This window comes from Streptomyces sp. CB09001 (assembly GCF_003369795.1).
Lineage (GTDB): Bacteria > Actinomycetota > Actinomycetes > Streptomycetales > Streptomycetaceae > Streptomyces.
Map to the genome: position 1 here is coordinate 6599660 of NZ_CP026730.1, position 18242 is coordinate 6617901.

Here is an 18242-nt window from a genome sequence, read left to right on the forward strand (position 1 = left end):
TTCACGAGTCACTGGTCACGAGCAACTGGTCACGAGCAACTGGTCACGAGTCACGAGGCGCGGGTCTCACCGGGACCGCCGGGCGGCGGCGCGCAGGCCGTGGTACCAGCCGAGCGCACGCCGCTCGACCAGTTGGAAGAGGACCGACAGGACGAAGCCGAGCAGACCGAGCAGCAGGATGCCGGTCCACATGTCGGGGATCGCGAAGGAACGCTGGAACTGCACGATGGTGAAGCCGAGCCCGTTGCTGGCCGCGAACATCTCGCTGATCACCATGAGGATGATGCCGACGGACAGCGCCTGGCGCAGCCCCGCGAAGATCTGCGGGCTCGCCGAGCGCAGCACCACGTGCCGCAACCGTGCCACGCCCGTGATGCCGTAGGAGCGGGCGGTCTCGGCCGTCACCGCGTCCACCGCCCGCACGCCCTCGACCGTGTTGAGCAGCACCGGCCAGACACACCCGGCGGCGATGACGACGATCTTCATCGTGTCGCCGATGCCCGCGAACAGCATGATCACCGGCACCAGCACCGGCGGCGGCACCGCGCGCAGGAACTCCAGCACCGGCTCGCACACCGCCCGCACCCGTCGGTAGGAGCCGATCAGCGTGCCGAGCGCGACACCGGCGAGTCCCGCCAGCGCGTAACCGGCGGCCAGCCGCAGCACACTGGGCAGGACGTCACCGCGCCACCGCTCGCCGGTCCACACGTCCGGGAAGGTCTCGACGATCGTCCGCAGCGGCGGCCAGTACACGTCCTCGCTGCCGGACGAGGACACCCACCAGACGGCCACGAGGACCACCGGCAGCGCGAGCACGAACACCAGTCGCAGCAGCAGGCGCCTCACACCGCCACCTCCCCGCGCACCGACTGGTGCCAGGCCAGCGCCCGCCGCTCCACCGACCGCGCGCCGACGTTGATCAGCAGGCCCAGCAGCCCGGTGACGACGATCAGCGCGTACATCTCGGGCACGGCCTGCGAGGTCTGCGCCACGGCGATCCGCGCACCGAGGCCAGGCGCCCCGACGACCAGCTCGGCGGTGACCGCCAGGATCAGCGCGACGGCCGCCGCCAGCCGCACCCCGGTCATGACGTAGGGCAGCGCGGTCGGCCACAGCACGTACCGGACCCGCGCCCAGGCGCCCAGGCCGTACGAGCGTGCCGTCTCCTCGGCGACCGGGTCGACGTCCCGCACCCCGTACAGGACCTGGATCAGCACCTGCCAGAAGGCGGCGTAGACGACCAGGAGCAGCACCGACCGCAGCTCGGTGCCGTACAGCAGCACCGCCAGCGGGATCAGCGCGACCGACGGAATCGGGCGCAGGAACTCGATCGTGGACGCCGTCGCCGCACGCAGGTACGGCACCACGGACAGCAGCACCCCCACGACGATCCCCGCGCCGACCGCGACGGCCAGGCCCAGTGCCCAGCCGGTGAGGGTGTCGCCGAGCGCGGTCCAGAAGGCGCCGTCCGCCACCTCCGTGCCGAGCGCGTCGGCGATCCGGCTGGTGGGCGGGAAGTAGTCCTCCTCGACCAGGCCCAGCCGCGGCACCGCCTCGCCCAGGGCGAGGAAGGCCGCGAGCCCGGCCGCACCCAGTGCGGCGTTCGCGCCCCTCACGGCAGCAGCTTGTCCAGGTCCGGCGCCCGCTTGAACAGGCCGTCCGCCTCGCCGAGCCTCGCCAGTTCCTCGATGGCGGCGCGATCGGGCTCGGCCGGCCACTTCGGCAGGGTCACCTTCGCCAGCACGTCCGCCGGGATCTTCGTGTAGGTGGTGACGACCTCGCGGACCTCGTCGGGGTGCGCGTCCGCGTACGCGAGGGACTCGGCGGTGGCCGCCCGGAACTTCTCCACCACCTCGGGGTGCTCCGCGGCGTACCGGGTGGAGGTGAAGTACATGGCGACCGTCAGCCTCGGGGCGACGTCGATCATGGGGGAGGCGATCTCCCGGCCGCCCTGGCTCTTGATCGTGGCCAGCGCCGGTTCCACCACCATCGCCGCGTCGATCCGCCCGGCGTCGAGCGCGGCCGGCATCTGGTCGAAGGCCAGCTCGACCAGTTCCACCTCGTCCGGGTCGCCGCCCGCCTTGCGCACCGAGGCCCGCACCGCCGTCTCGTTGATGTTCTTCAGCGTGTTGATGGCGACCTTCTTGCCCTCCAGCTCCTTCGGCGACTTGAGCGGGCTGTCCCCCTTGACGGTGAGCGCCTCGAAGTCCTTGCCCACCTCACCGGTCGAGGCGATGCCGTTGGCGACGGCCTTCACCGGCACGTCGTTCGACTGGGCGACCATCAGGGACGTCATGTTGCTGAAGCCGAACTGGAACTGGCCGCTGACCACGCCCGGCACGATCGCCGCGCCGCCCTGCGCGCTGGAGAACGACAGCTTCAGCCCCTGCTTCTCGAAGAACCCCTTCTTCTGGCCCAGGTACAGGGGGGCCACGTCGACGATGGGGATGAGACCCACCTCGACCTCGGTGGTGCCGCCGGCGGAGCCGGACCCCTCCGGCCCCCCGGAGTCGTCGGACGAGCCGCACGCCGTCGCGGCGGCCAGGACGGACACGGCCGTGAGGCCGACGAGCAGACGACGCATGACTCCCCCTGGAGGAACGTGCTCAGTGGAACGTGCTCAGTGGGAACGTGCTCAGCGGGAACGTAGGGCCGGGGCGGAGCCGTGGTCAATGCCCGTGTCGAGATGGGCCGTTGAGGTTTCAACCGGCCGTGCGCCGCCGCTGAGTCACAGGTCCAGCACGAGCCGCCGGCCGCGGCATCGCGACACGCAGACGAGCATCGTCTCCCCGGCGGCCCGCTCCTCCTCGGTGAGCACCGAGTCCCGGTGGTCCGGTTCGCCCTCGACGACCTCGGTCTCGCAGGTCCCGCAGGTGCCCTCCGTGCAGGAGTGGAGCACCTCCACGCCGGCCTCCCGGACCGCGTCCAGGACCGACACGCCCGGCGGGACGGCCACCGTACGGCCGCTGCGCGCGAGCACCACCTCGAACTCCGCCTCCGCCGGGGCGCCCGCGTCGGCCTCCTTCGGACGGAACCGCTCCACACGCAGGCTCCCGGCCGGGCAGCGCGCCTCGACGGCGTCCAGCAGCCCGCCGGGCCCGCAGCAGTAGACGAGGGTGCCCGGCGGGACGTCGTCGAGCACCGGGGCCAGGTCCAGCCGCCCCGACTCGTCCTCGGGGACGAGCGTGACCCGGTCGCCGTACCGCCGCAGCTCCCCGGTGAACGCCATACCCGCGCGGGTCCGACCGCCGTACAGCAGGCTCCACGCGGCGCCCGACTCCTCGGCGGCGGCCAGCATCGGCAGGATCGGGGTGATGCCGATGCCGCCGGCGACGAAGCGGTAGCGGGGCGCCCGCTCCAGCCGGAAGCTGTTGCGCGGGCCGCGCACCCGGACCTTGTCCCCGGCCCGCAACTCGCCGTGCACGTAGGCCGACCCGCCCCGGCCGTCGGTCTCGCGCAGCACCGCGATCCGGTACACCGCCCGGTCGGCCGGGTCGCCGCAGAGCGAGTACTGCCGCTCCAGGCCCGGGCCGAGGACGACGTCGATGTGGGCGCCGGGCTCCCAGGCCGGGAGCGGTGCGTCCAGCGGGTGGCGCAGGGTGAGGGCGAGCACGCCGTCGGCCGCGGTCTCCCGGCGGTCGACGACGAGTTCGGCCTCGTACCGGGCTTCGTACCGGGTCACGAGCCGTGCCCCGCGCGGTCGTGTCCCTGCGGGTGGGCGAGCATCCAGTCCCACATCGCGACCGGGTCCTCGGCGCTGTGCTCGGCACCGCAGTGGCAGGTGCCGTGCAGGACGTCGGTGCCGGGCAGCCAGTCGACGCGGTAGACCTCGCCGGTGCGCCCGCTCACCGGGCCGCCCGCCGCACGGCCCCGTCACCCTCGCCCTCCTCGACCAGCCGGGCCAGGATGCGGCGCGCGGCCAGACCACCGGTGTCGATGTTGATGCTCAGCTCCTGGTATCCGGTGCGCTCGCCGCCGAGCGTGCGCTGGAGCAGGTTGAGCGCGTCGACGTCCTGCATGACGACCGTGCGGTTGTTCTTGTACAGGAAGTCGGTGACCTCGGTGTCGTCCGTCGCCCAGTCCCGGGAGACCGCCCAGAAGTCGTACACCTTCCCGTCGCCGGACGGCGTGATGGCGTAAGTGATCTCGGTGTGGAAGCCGTCCGGATCGCTGCCGTCGGGCGCCGGCGCCACGCCGGTCGGCGCGACCCTGCTGTGCAGCACGTACAGACAGGGCGCGTGGTACTCGATGTCCTGCCATCGGTCGATGCGCCCGCCGATGCCCGTCGACCTGGCGTAGAACGGCGGGCACTCGGCGTCGTCCATGCGCCGGCTCACCCGGACGATTCCGGCGCCCTCGTCGACCTCGGTGGTGATCGGCGTCTCGGCGACCTCGGGCGTGCCGATGTAACCGCCGTGCAGATACGTCTCGTGGGACAGGTCGAGGAGGTTGTCGACCAGCAGCCCGTAGTCCGCGTCGATCGGCTCCATGCCCCGGACCGTGACCCAGCCCGGCGCGTCCAGGTGCCGGGCCCGCGGCACCGCCTCGGGGTCGGCCGACGCCGGGTCGCCGATCCACACCCACACCAGGGAGTCCCGCTCGGCCACCGGGTACGAGGCGACCCGGGCGGTGCGCGGGACCCGCTTCTGGCCCGGCACGTACACGCAGGTGCCGGTCGTGTCGTACGTGAACCCGTGGTACCCGCACACGATCCGGTCCCCGTCCAGCCGGGTGGGCGCCTCGGACAGCGGATAGCGGCGGTGCACACAGCGGTCGTGCAGGACGACGGGGCTCCCGTCCTCCTCGGCGCGGTAGAGCACCAGCGGTTCACCGAGAACCGTGCGCCCCAGCAACTCGCGCCCCACCTCGTGACTGTAGGCGGCGACGTACCACTGGTTCCTGGCGAAGGCGGTCATGTGCGGCATGCGCGGCTCCCGTCGTCCTCGACGTCGTGTGGTCACACCATCGCGACGCCGCCCCGCCCCGGCAACAGCACTTCCGTCAGGAGGAATTTTGCCGGGTCGAGGGCCTCGCCCGGCCGACGTCGCCCGGGTGTTCCGCGCACCACCGACCTGCCGACGGCTCCGGTCCGTTCGGGCCCCGCGCGGTCGGCTCACCCGGCTGTCGGTGGGTGCCCCTAGTCTTTGGCCAACGCCACAGCGGAGCGTGCCGATTCAGGGGCCCCGTGCTGTGCCGTGCGTTCCTAGTAGTGGGAGAGGCGAAGAGCTGATGGGTTGGCTGGCAGCGGGCGACACGTACGAAGTCGCCCTGGTGGAGGGCCGGGTGGTGGCGCGGTCCGCGTCGGCGAAGTCCCCGGCGGAGGGGAAGCGGGAGCGTGCTCTGCCCGCGGAGATACGGGACCGCCCCGAGGTGGTCGAACTCCAGCGCTTCGCCGAGTGGCTGGACCGGCACGCCGCCGAGTGCGTGGCGCAGGTCGACAACTGGATGGTGTCCTCGCTCCCGGTGCCGACCGGGCTGCTCGCGCAGGTCTGGCCCGACGAGGCGTGGCAGGCGGCCCTGCGGGACATCGTGGTGGTCGGCGAGGGCCCCGACGAGGCCGGCTTCCTGCGCGACGCGGACGCGTCGGACGGACTGCGGGTGGTGAACCTGGACGGCGAGACCGTCCGTCTGACCCCCCGCACGGTGACCATGCCCCACCCGGTCCTCCTCCCCGGCCTGGAGGAACTGCGCACCTTCGCCGCCGAGTTGGGCCTGACCCAGGGCGTGGAGCAGATCCACCGGGCCACCTGGGAGGCGCCCGGGGAGACCGACGGCGGCGACACCGACGTGGTCACCGAGTTCGCGGGTGCCGAGTACCGCTCGTGGTTCCACCTCTCCGCCCGTGCCACCTCCCTCGGCTACCAGGTCTCCGGGGGCCGCATCGTCGACCGCGTCCGGGACGCGGGACGCATCGTCACCGTCTCCGTCGGCATGAGCGACCCCTACACCGAGGAGAAGGCCTGGACCGGCGCCCTGACCTGGAACCACGAGGACGCGTACCGGAGCCTTCCGCTGCGCGAGGTCGGCCCCGTCGCCTGGTCCGAGGGCATGCGCATGGCGGCCGCCCTGCACGCAGGCCGCGCCGTGCCCACGGACGGCGCCGAGTGAACGCCGCAGCGGCGGTACGTACCACACCCACGAAAGGCACACGATCATGAGCGACGGCACGACCCGGGACGGGGCGGCGGCAGAGGTGGAGGAGCTGCTGCGCGCCGGTGCGGTGCTGCCGCCGGGCACCACCGGGGGCGGCGACCGCGCCGTGCCCGTGTTCACCCGGGCCTACCGGCATCCGGGCCTGGACGACCGGATCGTCGTCCGCCTGACGCCCGCCGACCCGTCCGGCACGGAATCCGCCGCGGGAGACCCGGCGGGCGGGGACGGCGGCGGGTTCCTCGGGCTGCTGCCCGTGGCCGAGCCGGTCGAGGTCGGCGTCGGACAGCACCGGGCCATGGGCTTCCCCGAGTGGGTGCTGGTCCGCCACCCCACCGACGGTCACCTCGCGATGTCCCTGGTCGAGGAGATGAACAAGGTCGCCAGGACGGTGCGCTCCCGGGCGAAGCGGGCCCGCGCCACCTACGAGTCGATCGGAGCCCGCCTCGCGGGTTCCGTGCCGCACTTCCTGCCCACCTTCTACGAGGAGGCCGGCCGGGTGTTCCTGGCCGCCGGCGAGAGGGCGTACGCCTCGCAGATGTTCGTCAACGCGCGCAAGGCCGAGACGGCCCACGCCCTGCCGTTCGACGAGGCCCGCATGGACGCGGTGTTCCTTGAGTTCGCCCTCGCCGGCGCCATGCCGACCAAGGTGCTCTCCAGTTACGCCAAGGGACTCTCGTCCCGGGTGCCGGCCGCCACCGCCTTCCGGCACCTGCGCGGGCTCTTCGTCCGGCTCGCCGCGCACGGCGTGGCCCCGTCGAGCCCCGGCGCGGGCGATCTGCGCAGGCTGGCGAAGGCCGTCGCGGGGAGGAACGCGCTCGCCGAGGAAACGGCCTACCTGCGCGAGGTGCTGCCGCTGCCCGGCACCCGCAAGGCACCGCCCGGCTGGTGGAAGGCCCACCGTGCCGCCCTGGTGGAACTGACCCGGCGCGAACCCGCCGCCCGCGGCTCCCTGCTCGGACTGCTCCCCTCGGAGTGGGAGCACGAGGAGCTGGGACAGTGGCTCGACCTGCTGGAGAAGACCGGCGCCACCGAGGGACTGTGCGACGCCACGCTGCCCGCCGAGGCCCGGTCCCCCGACGGCACCGCCGGCTGGACCCGAAGGTTCCTCGCCCTGTGCCGCACCCACGAGCGGTACATCGCGCCGTCCGGGCTGTACCCCCTCGTCGACCGCTTGGCCGGCGCCCTCCGCGCCGAACTGAACGACGAGGGCGGTACGTTGCCGCCCCCGGTCGGCGACGTCAACCTCCTCGACCAGCTCCTCGCCCTGGGCATCCCGGTCGGGGACCCCGAGCACCGCCCGTGGCTCAACCTCCAGGACTGGGCGGACCTCGACGAACGGCGCGACCTCCTCGCCCTGGCGGCCGACACCCGCTTCCGGGAGGTCTTCCGGAGCGGCTGCCCCACCTACGGGCGCGAGGGCATCGACAAGCGCACCGTGACCCGGCTCGCCGAGTCGCCGGGCGGCCGCCCGATGCTCGCCGAGTGGGTCGCCGAGGTCAGCCGCGGCTACCTCACCAGCGGACTGGGCGACTTCGCCCTCAACAGCGGCCCGTTCCAGACGCTGAACTGGCTGCCGGGCGAGATCCTGGCGACCGCCGAGCAGGAGGTGCGCGGCGCGCTGGGCACCGGCATGGCGCCCGTGCTCGCCCGCGCCCTGCGGGACGGGATCGTCGACGAACTGGGCTGGCCCGCCTGGGACGAGGCGATCGGCTCGTCCGCCTCCCCGGAGGGGGCCCGCGCGACACGCGTGGCCGAGGCCTGGCCGTACCTCGTCGTCCTCGACGGCACACACGCCCGGGTACTAGGGGCGCAGGGCACGGTCCTCAGCCACGAGCTGCGCCTCCCGGACGACGCGGACCGCCCCGACGTCCGGTACGTGGACGGCGGACTGCTGGTCTCCTGGTACACGTCCGCAGAGTCCACCTCGTACGGCTACTGGTACCACCCCGACACGGGCACCTCGCCGCCCACGGAACTCGTCGGCGACGTCCGCTCCTCCTACGCCTGCCACGCGGACGGCAGCGGCGGGACGAACGGCATGCCGTCCGCCTCCCTCCCGGTCCCCGGGGGCGGCAGCACCACCGGCCGCGGCGTGCTGCGGCCCGGGGACACCCAAGTCCCCTGGCGGCGGCCGGTGATCAGCGACGGGACCTCGTACTGGCTCTGGGTCCAGGACTGGTCCCGCGACAGGAACAGCGACTGGCACGCCTACGACCCGGCCGACGACACGGTGGGGGAGCGCGGCGGTCCGGACTGGTTCGGCGAGGGGCTGCGCGCCGCACCGGAGGGCAGCACCCTCGGCACCTCGTGGCTGCTGCCCGTCCCGTCCGCCGAACCGGGCCCGGTGTGCGCCCCGGTGGACGGGCTGATCGGCTGGCGGGTGATCATCCGGCCCGACGGCTCGCGGCACGGAGAGGACCTGGCCGGCCGCTCGGTGGTCGTACCGTGGCGCGTGGGCGGGAGCCCGGAGAACGTGCTGGTCTTCCCCGGCACCGACCGGGCAGTCACCGTGATGCGGTGGTCGAGCGACCTCCAGCTGCGGGACTCCGACAACGCGGTGCTCGCCCACTTCACGCGTGATCAGACAGCCGGTCCCTTCTCCGCGGGCACCCCCCTGCTGCCGCCCCTGCGCTACTGGCACCTGCTCCGGCCCCGCGACCCGCAGGGCTCCGCGGCGCTCCGCCGGGTCGGCGACGACGTCGCGGCGGCGCTGCTGGCGGCGGCCGTGGCCGAGACGACCGGAGAGGACGGGGCGGCGGACCGGGACGCGGTCCTCGGACCTGTCCGCACGCTCTTCCCGGAGGCCGGCGACGAAGGGCTGCTCCGGGGCATCACCGGCGTGGCGCGCTACGCCGCCGAGCAGCAGCGCGTTCTGGACGGGCTGCTCGCCCGGCTGGACTCGGCGGTCCGGGGCGTCACCCCGGAGGAACCGCGGCCCGCGCTCGGCGACCACCTGCTCGCCTCCGCGCTGAACGGCGCCGGCCTGACCGAACGCGACGCACGCGGGTACTACGACTTCCGGCACAGCCTCTTCGAGCTGCCGCAGCTCCTCGCCCGGTCGATGAAGGGGCTGGCGGAACCGGCTCCCGCGGGCATCTTTCACCTCTCGCTCGCCAAGCAGGAGCCGTTGGAGCACCTCAACGGGCTGGCCCTGCCCGAACTGCCCGCCGTACTGGCGCTCCGGGCGGCCTCGGAGGCCACCGTGGAGGAGCACCGGCAGGCCCTGGACACCTTCCTCGGTGAACTGGACGCGCACGGGCTGACGGAGCTGGACCCCGGCCACTGGCGCCGGGTGCACCTGGCCTTCGACCCCGACACCTTCGACGGGCCGGGCGACACGCACGGGTACCGGAGGGGGACCGTGCTCGACCTGGAGGGCGGCGAGTTCCTTGTCTTCCCCGACGACTGGTACCAGTTCGTCCGCGAGTACGGACCCCACGAGGTCAAGGGCAAGCACTACGGCGCCGTCCACCACGACCCGTCCGGCCGCTTCGAGACACCGGCCCCCTACACGCCGGTGTCCGAGGAGCCGTTCGTGCCGGAGCCGACCCGGCCACCCGGCTGGGTCGCCGCCTTCCGCGCCGGACTGGCCGAGCGCGGGCCGGTGCCCTGGCGCCCCGAGGCCGCCGAGGAGTTCGCCCGGCTCACCGGCGTCACCCCGACCACGGCCCGGCTGGTGCTCGCCGGGATGCCGCAGACCGACGACAAGCGCACGAACGTGCCCTCCGCGACCCTCAAGGTCATCGGGGTGAAGTCCGCCGACGCCCGCGTGGCGAAGGACGAGCTGAGGTCCCTCGACAGCGGCGCCCTGCGGGCCGTCCTGGCGGCACTGCTGCCCACCGAACCCTCCCGGCTCTGGACGCACGGCCCCGACACCGCCCGCGCGGCCGAGGTCTGGAACGAGCGGCTCGGCCGGCGCACCCCGCTGCCCGAGGAGGTGCTGCACGACGCCGTCCGCACCGTCGAGCCCGTCGGCTGGGCGCCCGCCGACGCCCTGCGGGGCTTCGTCGACCTGGCCACCGAGCCCCGGCTGACGAAGGACCTGACCTGGAGCACCGGCCGCTACTACCTGGAGACCGCCGAGAAGTCGCCCGGCTTCGACGGTTCGGTCCTCAAGGGCTCGGTGGCCCTGGCCGCGTGGCTCGCCCACCGGCTCCCCTCCGGCGACCCGCTGCGCGCCGCCCTGCCCGGCGTCCTGACCGCGCTGCGCGAACGGCTGGCCCATCCCGGCCTGCTGCTCGCCCTCGACCGGCGGGGCGTCGACTGGGAGGCGTTCCGGCGGGCCGCCGGAGACCCTGCCGAGACGGGCGACGACTTCGAACGCCACGGCGCGGTCGTCCTGGGCACCGAGCGGACGGAACCGCTGCCCGCGATCCGGCCGGCACTGCTGGACGCCGCCGGTCACGACCCGCACCTGGCGGCGCTGTTCACCGGTGAACGGCCGAACACCCAGGAGACCGCACTGCGCCTGGTCCACGACCGGTCGTTCGCCGAACTGCTCGCCGACCCCGGCCAACCGATGGGCGGGGAGCGCGACGCGGACGGGCTGTGGTGGCCCCAGGACCCCGCCCGCTCGGTGCCCGACCTGGTCGGCGAGGCGGCCAAGCGGTACGGCATCGGCGAGGACGCCGCCGTCGTCTACCTGATGCTGCTCGCCATGCCGGACCCCACCGACCGCAACACCGCCCGCTGGAGCGGCTGGGGCGGGCAGCGCGGCGGAACGGCCAGGCTCCGCGCGGCCCGCGCCGAACTGGCTGCCACCGACCTCGTGGTCGAGGGCAGCCGTTCCAAGGCCGGACGCTCGCTGTTCCTGCCCGGCGGCTGGACCCAGCCCGGCAATCCGCACCTGCCCCTGGAGCGGTGGAAGCTGCCGATGTACGACCTGCTGGAGGGCGAGGCACCCGTCCTGGGGACCGTCGTGCCCACCCGGCCCGTCGCCGGGCTGTACCGCGAGGCCTGGCAGCGCGTCCAGGACGGCGACGGGCCGCGCCTGGAGGAACTGGAGGTGCCGCGGCCGCACAGGCGCCGCCGCTGACGTCCGCCACCGGAGGGGACGGCCGTCGCGCGGCCGTCCCCGCCGCCTCCTGTCCACCCCCCGCCCGCCCGCGCACCTGGGACCCATGACCGCACGCGAAGAGACCGTCACCGAGGTGGTGGTGCCTACGGCTGACACGCGGCCGTACCTGATCGGCATACGCCACCACAGCCCCGCACTGGCCGTCGCCGTCCCCCGGTTGCTGGACGCCGCGGACGCCGAGGTCGTCTGCGTGGAACTGCCGGCCGACTTCCAGACCTGGCTGCCGTACCTCGCCGATCCGCGGACCGTGGCGCCGGTGGCCCTGAGCGGTGCCCACGAGGACGGCCGGCTGCACCTCTACCCGCTCGCCGACTTCTCGCCGGAACTGGCGGCGATCCGCTGGGCGCGGGAACGGGGCGCGGAGGTGGTCTGCTGCGATCTGCCGCTGGCGGACCCGGCGTGGTTCCGCGTGCCGCCGGCCGGAACCGACATCGACACTGACACCGACGTCGACACCGACACCGACACCGACACCGGCACCGACACCGACACCGACACCGGCACCGGCACCGACGTCGACGAGCTGTGGGACCGCACCGTCGAGGCACTGGCGCCGGGCAGCGCTCCCGAGGCCGTGCGCCGCGCCGCCCTCGCCTTCGGGCGGGCGGTGCGCCGGGACGGCGCGGACCGAGACGGCCTCCCCGCCGGTTGCCTCGCCCGCGAAGCACACATGCGCCGGGTCATCGCCGCGCAGGGACAGCGCCGGGTCGCGGCGGTGGTCGGCGCCTTCCACGTGCCCGGACTGTCCGAGGAGGGCGACCCGGGGACGGTGGCGGAGACCGTGCCGGACGCGGGGCCGGGCTCCCCGGTCGTCACGTCCCTCGTGCCGTACGCCTTCGCCCTGCTGGACCCCGGCTCCGGGTACCCCGCCGGCATCCGCGCCCCGCGCTGGCGGCAGGCGCTGCTCGACGCCGGTGGCGACCCCGGCCGCGTCCGTGACGCCGCCGCCCGGTTCCTCACCGAAGTGTGCCGGGAGATCCGCGCGTCCGGCGACACGGCGGGCACCGGTGAGGCCGTCGAGGCCCTGCGGCTGGCCTGCGACCTCGGCACCCTGCGCGGCCTGCCCGCACCGGGCCGCCGGGAACTGGTGGAGGCGGTGACGTCCGTACTCGGCCGGGGCCAGGTCCCCGAACGGGAGTTGGGCGCCGTCCTGGTCGGCACGGGACGCGGCCACCTCGCGCCCGGCACTCCCCGCTCCGGCCTCGGACCCTGGGTGGAGGCCGAACTGGCCGCGCTGCGGCTGCCCGGCCCGGCCGACCCGGGCGGCCGGGACCTCCGGCTCACGCCGCTGCGCTCCGCGCTCGACGCCCGCCGCGAGATCCTGCTCCAGCGCCTTAGGGAATGCGGGGTGGGCTACGCGGAGCCCGTCGCCGTGACCGCGGCCGGGGAGGGCGGCGCGCTCACCACCCGGTGGCGGGCCGCGTGGACCCCGTCGGTCGCCGCCCGCCTCGACCTCGTCGGCGTCCGCGGGGTGACCGCCGCCCAGGCGGCCGACGGCACCCTCCGGGAGAACCACCGCAGGGCGGCCGAGGCCGGCCGGGTCACCCCGGCCCGGGTCGTCGCCCTCCTGGGGGCCGCGGCCCGGTGCGCGCTCACGCACCTGCTCCACGACGGCCTCACGGAGGCCGAGCGCGTCCTGCCGGGCGCCGCCGGCCTGCCCGAACTCCTCGATGCTCTGGACCTGTTGGAGTCCATAAGCCGACGGCACCTGCCCGGCACCACCGAACGCGTCCGGAACCGGGCGGCCCGGCTCGCCGGGCTCCTGCTGGACGCCGCCGTCCGCGTCCTGCCGGGTCTTGCGGGCAGCGACGAGACCCGGGACGCCGTCGCGGTCGTCACCCTTGCCGTCCGCAGCGCCACGGACCGGCTCGGCCTGCGGCTGGACGGCGAGTTGTACGCGCTGTCCCGCACCGGCTCCCCGCTCCTCCAGGGCGCCGCCCAGGCTGCCCGGGTACTGTTGGACCTCGATGGCTCGCACGTGCTGGGGACGAGGCTCGCCGGCTGGGTGGACACGGCGACCGGGCCGGACGGACGGCGCCGGCTGGAACGCCGGCTCACCGGGGTGCTCGTCGCGGCCGGATTCCTGATCGAGTCCGCGTCCACCGCCCTCGGCCCGCTGTTCGAGCGCGTGGAAACCATGAGTGACCGCGGCTTCCTCGACCGGCTGTACGCCTTGCGTGGCGGTTTCCGGGCGCTCACACCGCAGGGACGGACCCGTGTGCTCGCGGCCGTCTCCGACCGCCTGGGCGACCTGCCCGACCTGCGGCTCCCCGCGTCGGCCGAGCTGGTCGGGCGGTGGGCCGCGGCCGACGAGGAGGGCTTCACCCTGCTGCGGGAGCTGGGCCTGGCGGACCTGGTGGGTGCCCCGGCGGCACAGGACTCCGGGGCGACGTCGGCTCCCGCGCCGCCGACGGAGCGTTCCGCCGCCGAGGCCCCGCACGGAGCCGGACCCCCACGGCTCGGCCCCGTGGACCGCTGGCGGCTGCTGCTCGGCCGCGACACCGCGCGACTCCCCGCGGCCCTGCGGCCGTACGCCCGGGCACTCGACGAACTCTTCGAGAGGGAGGGCGGGGAAGCAGACGGGGAGAGTGGGGAGAGCGGGGAGACGAAAGAGGGCGAAGACGGCGGCGAGCCGGAATCCGGCGCGAGCGGCACCTCCGGAGGCAGCGCCGCCGGCGACGACCGGACCGGAGGCCGGGCGCGGAGCTGCCCCAGCATCCGGCACTGGGCCGAGGACCTCCGGACGCTGTTCGGCGCGGAGATCCGGGAGGAAGTCCTCGAACGTGCCGTCGCCGACGGCCGCACGGACGCCATCGCCCTGCTCGACCCGGCCTCCGTACGGCCCTCCGTGGAACTGCTGTCCGCCGTGCTGACGCTGGCCAGGGGGATGCCCGAGCAGCGGGTGGCGAGCCTGAGGCCCCTCGTGAAACGACTGGTCGAGGAACTCACCAAAGAACTCGCCACCCGCCTGCGCCCCACCCTGACGGGCCTGACCACCCCGCGCCCCACCCGCCGCCCCGGCGGCCCGCTCGACCTGCCCCGCACCCTGCGGGCCAACCTCGCGCACACCCGCCGCCGGGAGGACGGACAGGTCGAAGTCGTCCCCGAACGGCCGGTGTTCAGGACCCGTACCGCACGGCACAACGACTGGCGGCTGATCCTGGTGGTCGACGTCTCCGCCTCCATGGAGAACTCGGTGGTCTGGTCGGCGCTCACCGCCGCGATCCTGGGCGGAGCACCCATGATCTCCACCCACTTCCTCACCTTCAGCACCCAGGTCGCCGACCTCACCGGCCTGGTCGCCGACCCCCTCTCGCTGCTGCTCGAGGTGGAGGTCGGCGGCGGGACACACATCGCGGCCGGTCTCGCCCACGCCCGCTCCCTGGTGAGGGCGCCCGACCGGACCCTCGTGGTGGTCGTCAGCGACTTCGAGGAGGGCGCCGCCGTCGAGGGACTGCTGGCCGAGACCAGGACCCTGGTCTCCTCCGGCGTCCGGCTGCTGGGCTGCGCCGCGCTGGACGGCGAGGGGACTCCCCGCTACTCCGTCCCCGTCACCCGCCAACTCGTCGCCGCCGGAATGCCGGTGGCCGCCCTCAGCCCCCTCTCGCTCGCCCGCTGGGTCGGCGGCCAGGTCCGTGGAGCCGCCCGATGACCCGTCCCCGCCCGGGCACCGCCCCCTCGCTCCCGCCGGTCGCACCGGAGGTGTTCGCCGCCGCGGTGGAAGGCCTGACAACCCGGCTGCGCCGCAGACTCGACGCGGCCGTCGAGTCGCTGGCCGCCACCCCCGTCGACGCCGCCGAGGACGGCACGTACGGCATCCGCTGCGGCGAGGACGCGCGGGTCACCCTGACACCCGGCCCGTCCGGCACGATCACCGCACCGGACCAGGCCCGCTGCACCTGCCTCCTCTCCCCGCGCTGCCTGCACCGCACCGCCGCCCTGGGCGCCGCCCCGGTCGCGGCCCCGCCCCCGCACGCCGGGACGGCCCCGCCCACCGGAACCTCCACCGGAGCGGCTCCGCCCACCGGAACCTCCACCGGAGTGGCTCCGCCCACCGCGCCGGCCGCCCTTCCCGCGCGAGGGCCGTCCGCCGAGCAGGTCCGTGCCGCCGAGGGGCTCTGGGCGGCGGCCGCGGCCGTCCTGGCGGCCGGGGTCACCGCGGCGGGCGCGGTTCTCCAGGCCGAGTTGCTCCGGGCCGCGCACACCGCACGCCTGGCCGGCCTGCACCGTGCGGAGGGGGCGGCCCTCGACGCCGCACGCCACCTGCGCGACGCGCGTGACCCGCAGGGTGCCCACCGGGTCCACCGGCCCGCCGAGTCGGTCGCCGCCCTGCGGGAACTCCTCCTCGTCACCCACCGCCTGAAGGCGGCCGACCCCGACCCCGAGCTGATCGGCGCCGTCCACCGCAACCACCACCCCGACGGGCCGCTGCGCCTCTACGGCGTCTGCCGGGAACCGGTCGTCGGCCCCGGTGCCCTGGGCGGTGTCCTCACCCATCTCGTCGACGACGCCGGCCGCTGGTACACGCTGCGCGACATCGGACCGGGGGGCCCGGGGCGGGCCCGCCGCGCCGGGACCGCCCATGTCGCCGTCCGTTCCTTCCTCAGCGATCACGAGCGGCTGTCCCGCGGCGGTCTGGTCGTCACCGGGGCCGTCGTCGCCCCCGACGGCCGGCTGCTCGCGGAGCCCGGCGTCCGGGCCACGTTCGCCGCCGGACGCACCTGGGCCGGTGCCGGGCCCACGGGCGCCGTCGACGGGACCGGGCCTGCCCCGCCGCTGGCCGGGTGCGACGTGGAGATCGTCGCCGCCGACGGCGCGGAGGTGCTGGCCCGGGTCCGCACCGACGACGGTTCGGGGCCGGTGGTCCGGCTGGCACCGGCCCACCGCCATCCCGCCCTCGCGCACACCGCCAACCTCCGGCGGCTGGGCGCGTGCCCGGGGCTGCGGGTACGGCTGCTCGGGCGTGTCGACCCCCGCCGGGTCACGACCCTGCGCCCACTGGCCGTCGGGCCGGTCCCCGGCGCCGGGGCGGCGACGCTCCGCCTCCCGGAGGAATGGCGGGACCGCGCCGACCTCGGCTACGACCGGCTGCGCGACGCGCACTTCCCGGCAAAGGCACCCGGTCCGTCACCGTCACCGTCACAGTCCCCGCTCACCGACGCCGACGCCCGTCCGGTCGACTCGCCGCTCCGGCTCGTGCGCGATCTGGTCGAACTGGCGGTCACGGGCGGACGCCGTGCCGCCGCGGAACCCGCGCGCGAGAGCGACCGCGGCCGCCACGTCGCCGCGCTGCGCCGGGGCGGGTTCGCCACCGGCGCGGACCTGTTCGCCGCGCTCGGCACGGTGGCCGCCCGCCGTCCCCGGGACGCCTTCGGGCGTCCGGCCGGGGACGACCGGGACCAGTACGCGGCCCAGTGGCTGGCCACCGCCGTCTACCTCACCGGAACGGAAGCGGCCCTGCGACGCGCGCTCTGGCACCGGTGAGCCCGAAGCCCGGCGGGAGAGGCCGGCGGGAGAACCTGACGGGAGAACCCGAACGGGAGAAGCCGACGGGAGAACCCGGCGGGAAGGCCCGGCGTCAGCGCCGCAGTTCCTTGTGCGCCGTCTCCGGCAGCCGCAGGTACACCAGCGAGGAGAGCAGGCACAGCACGGCGACGTACCAGGGAAAGATCCCGGCGTGGCCCAGGTCCTTGAAGAGCGTGCCCACGTACGGTGCCGTGCCGCCGAACAGCGCCACCGTGAGCGAGTACGGGAAGCCGATGCCGGCCGCCCGCACCCGGGGCGGGAAGACCTCGGCGTTGACGGCGGCGCTGATGGAGGTGAAGCCGGTCAGCAGGACCATCCCGGCGCACTGCACGAGCAGCAGCACGGCGAAGGAGTCGCGCAGGGAGTGCAGCAGCGGCACGCTCAGCAGCGCGAAGCCCACGCCGAAGAAGAGCAGCAGGGGACGGCGCCCGAACCGGTCGGAGAGCATGCCTCCCAGCGGCTGCAGCAGCCCGAAGAAGGCCAGCGAGATCGTCCCCGCGAGCAGCGCGTCCGACTTGGCCACGCCCGCGTTGAGTTCGGCGTACGTCGGCAGGTACGAGGTCCAGGTGTAGTAGGCGATCGTGCCGCCCGCCGTGATGCCGCAGATCAGCAGGGACTCGCGCGGATGGCGGCGCAGCGCCTCGAACAGGGCCGGGCGCGGCGCCCGTTGCTGCTCGCTGCTGCGGGTCTCCTGCGCGCCCTGCCGGATCCAGAAGCCGACCAGACTGAGGACGGCACCGAACACGAAGGGGAGCCGCCATCCCCAGCCGTTCATGCGGTCCTCGCTCAGCGTGTCCACCAGCAGCGTGGCGATCCCGGACGCGAGCAGCTGCCCGGCCGTCGTCGAGACGTACTGGAAGCTGGAGAACAGGCCGCGCCGGCCCGGCCCCGCCGACTCCACCAGGAAGGTCGTCGAGGCCGCGAACTCGCCGCCCACCGACAGCCCCTGGAGCAGCCGCGCGAGGACCAGGACCACCGGGGCCAGCACACCCGCCGCCGCGTACGTCGGGGTCAGCCCGACCAGCAGACTGCTGCCGCCCATCAGCAGGATGGTGACGGTCAGCGCGGAGCGCCGTCCCCGCCGGTCCGCGATCGCGCCCATCAGCAGTCCACCGACGGGCCGCATGAAGAAGCCCACGGCGAACACGGCGAACGTCGACAGCAGCGGCACCAGTGAGTTGTCCGCGCCCTTCGGGAAGACCTGGTCCGCGAGGTAGGTGGCCAGGAAGGTGTAGGCGTACCAGTCGTACCACTCCACGGCGTTGCCCACCGAGGCGGCGAGGAGCTGGCGTACGGGCCGTCGGGTGGGGGGTGCCGGTGCTTCCGTGTCCATGCCTGTCATGATCGCGACCATCCCCGTACGGCGGGCCCGGCACACCTCGCGTACCGGTGACTTTCACACCAGCGCCACCGGACCCTTCCCTGACGTTTGCTGCTCCTGGAACACTCCTTTCGCGCGCATTCCGTCATCACCCGGCACCGTTCG

11 protein-coding genes are annotated in these 18242 nt (G+C 74.6%); 4 read left to right on the plus strand and 7 right to left on the minus strand.

Annotation, left to right across the window (positions count from 1 at the left end):
• Positions 1-66: 66 nt before the first annotated feature.
• The 6 genes from C4J65_RS30440 to C4J65_RS30465 all read right to left on the minus strand — a co-directional run bounded on the left by C4J65_RS30440 (position 67) and on the right by C4J65_RS30465 (position 4925).
• On the minus strand, positions 67-846 hold the full coding sequence (locus tag C4J65_RS30440; RefSeq protein ID WP_115745303.1) for an ABC transporter permease subunit: 780 nt from the start codon (positions 844-846) through the stop codon (positions 67-69).
• Positions 843-1616 carry an ABC transporter permease gene (locus C4J65_RS30445; protein ID WP_115745304.1) on the minus strand — a complete coding sequence of 258 codons (774 nt, stop codon included), beginning with the start codon at positions 1614-1616 and terminating at the stop codon, positions 843-845. Before C4J65_RS30445 ends, C4J65_RS30440 begins: the two co-directional genes overlap by 4 nt.
• Positions 1613-2584, minus strand: a complete 972-nt coding sequence (locus C4J65_RS30450; protein ID WP_115745305.1) for an ABC transporter substrate-binding protein — start codon at positions 2582-2584, stop codon at positions 1613-1615. The genes C4J65_RS30445 and C4J65_RS30450 overlap by 4 nt, the downstream gene beginning before the upstream one ends.
• A 144-nt stretch (positions 2585-2728) precedes the next feature.
• Entirely contained in the window at positions 2729-3682 is a 954-nt protein-coding gene (locus tag C4J65_RS30455; RefSeq protein WP_115745306.1) for a PDR/VanB family oxidoreductase, read from the minus strand.
• On the minus strand, positions 3679-3849 hold the full coding sequence (locus C4J65_RS36430; RefSeq protein ID WP_115745307.1) for a hypothetical protein: 171 nt from the start codon (positions 3847-3849) through the stop codon (positions 3679-3681). Before C4J65_RS36430 ends, C4J65_RS30455 begins: the two co-directional genes overlap by 4 nt.
• Positions 3846-4925, minus strand: a complete 1080-nt coding sequence (locus C4J65_RS30465; RefSeq protein WP_115745308.1) for an aromatic ring-hydroxylating dioxygenase subunit alpha — start codon at positions 4923-4925, stop codon at positions 3846-3848. Before C4J65_RS30465 ends, C4J65_RS36430 begins: the two co-directional genes overlap by 4 nt.
• Positions 4926-5229: 304 nt before the next feature.
• On the opposite strand from C4J65_RS30465, the gene C4J65_RS30470 reads away from it, so the two are divergent.
• The 4 genes from C4J65_RS30470 (at position 5230) to C4J65_RS30485 (ending at position 16714) form a co-directional block, all read left to right on the plus strand.
• A complete protein-coding gene (locus C4J65_RS30470) occupies positions 5230-6108 on the plus strand; it encodes a DUF4132 domain-containing protein (protein ID WP_115745309.1) in 879 nt (292 codons plus the stop codon).
• Between the two features lie 46 nt (positions 6109-6154).
• The gene (locus C4J65_RS30475) at positions 6155-11188 is read left to right on the plus strand and encodes a DNA-binding protein (protein ID WP_115745310.1); all 5034 of its coding nucleotides are present in this window, start codon (positions 6155-6157) and stop codon (positions 11186-11188) included.
• Positions 11189-11273: 85 nt separating this feature from the next.
• Positions 11274-14882: a DUF5682 family protein gene (locus C4J65_RS30480; RefSeq protein WP_115745311.1), complete on the plus strand. Its 3609-nt coding sequence runs from the start codon at positions 11274-11276 to the stop codon at positions 14880-14882.
• The gene (locus tag C4J65_RS30485; protein WP_115745312.1) at positions 14879-16714 is read left to right on the plus strand and encodes a hypothetical protein; all 1836 of its coding nucleotides are present in this window, start codon (positions 14879-14881) and stop codon (positions 16712-16714) included. The genes C4J65_RS30480 and C4J65_RS30485 overlap by 4 nt, the downstream gene beginning before the upstream one ends.
• 94 nt (positions 16715-16808) lie before the next feature.
• Here C4J65_RS30485 and C4J65_RS30490 read toward each other — a convergent pair whose 3' ends face one another.
• The gene (locus C4J65_RS30490) at positions 16809-18098 is read right to left on the minus strand and encodes an MFS transporter (protein WP_162833422.1); all 1290 of its coding nucleotides are present in this window, start codon (positions 18096-18098) and stop codon (positions 16809-16811) included.
• Positions 18099-18242 lie beyond the last annotated feature (144 nt).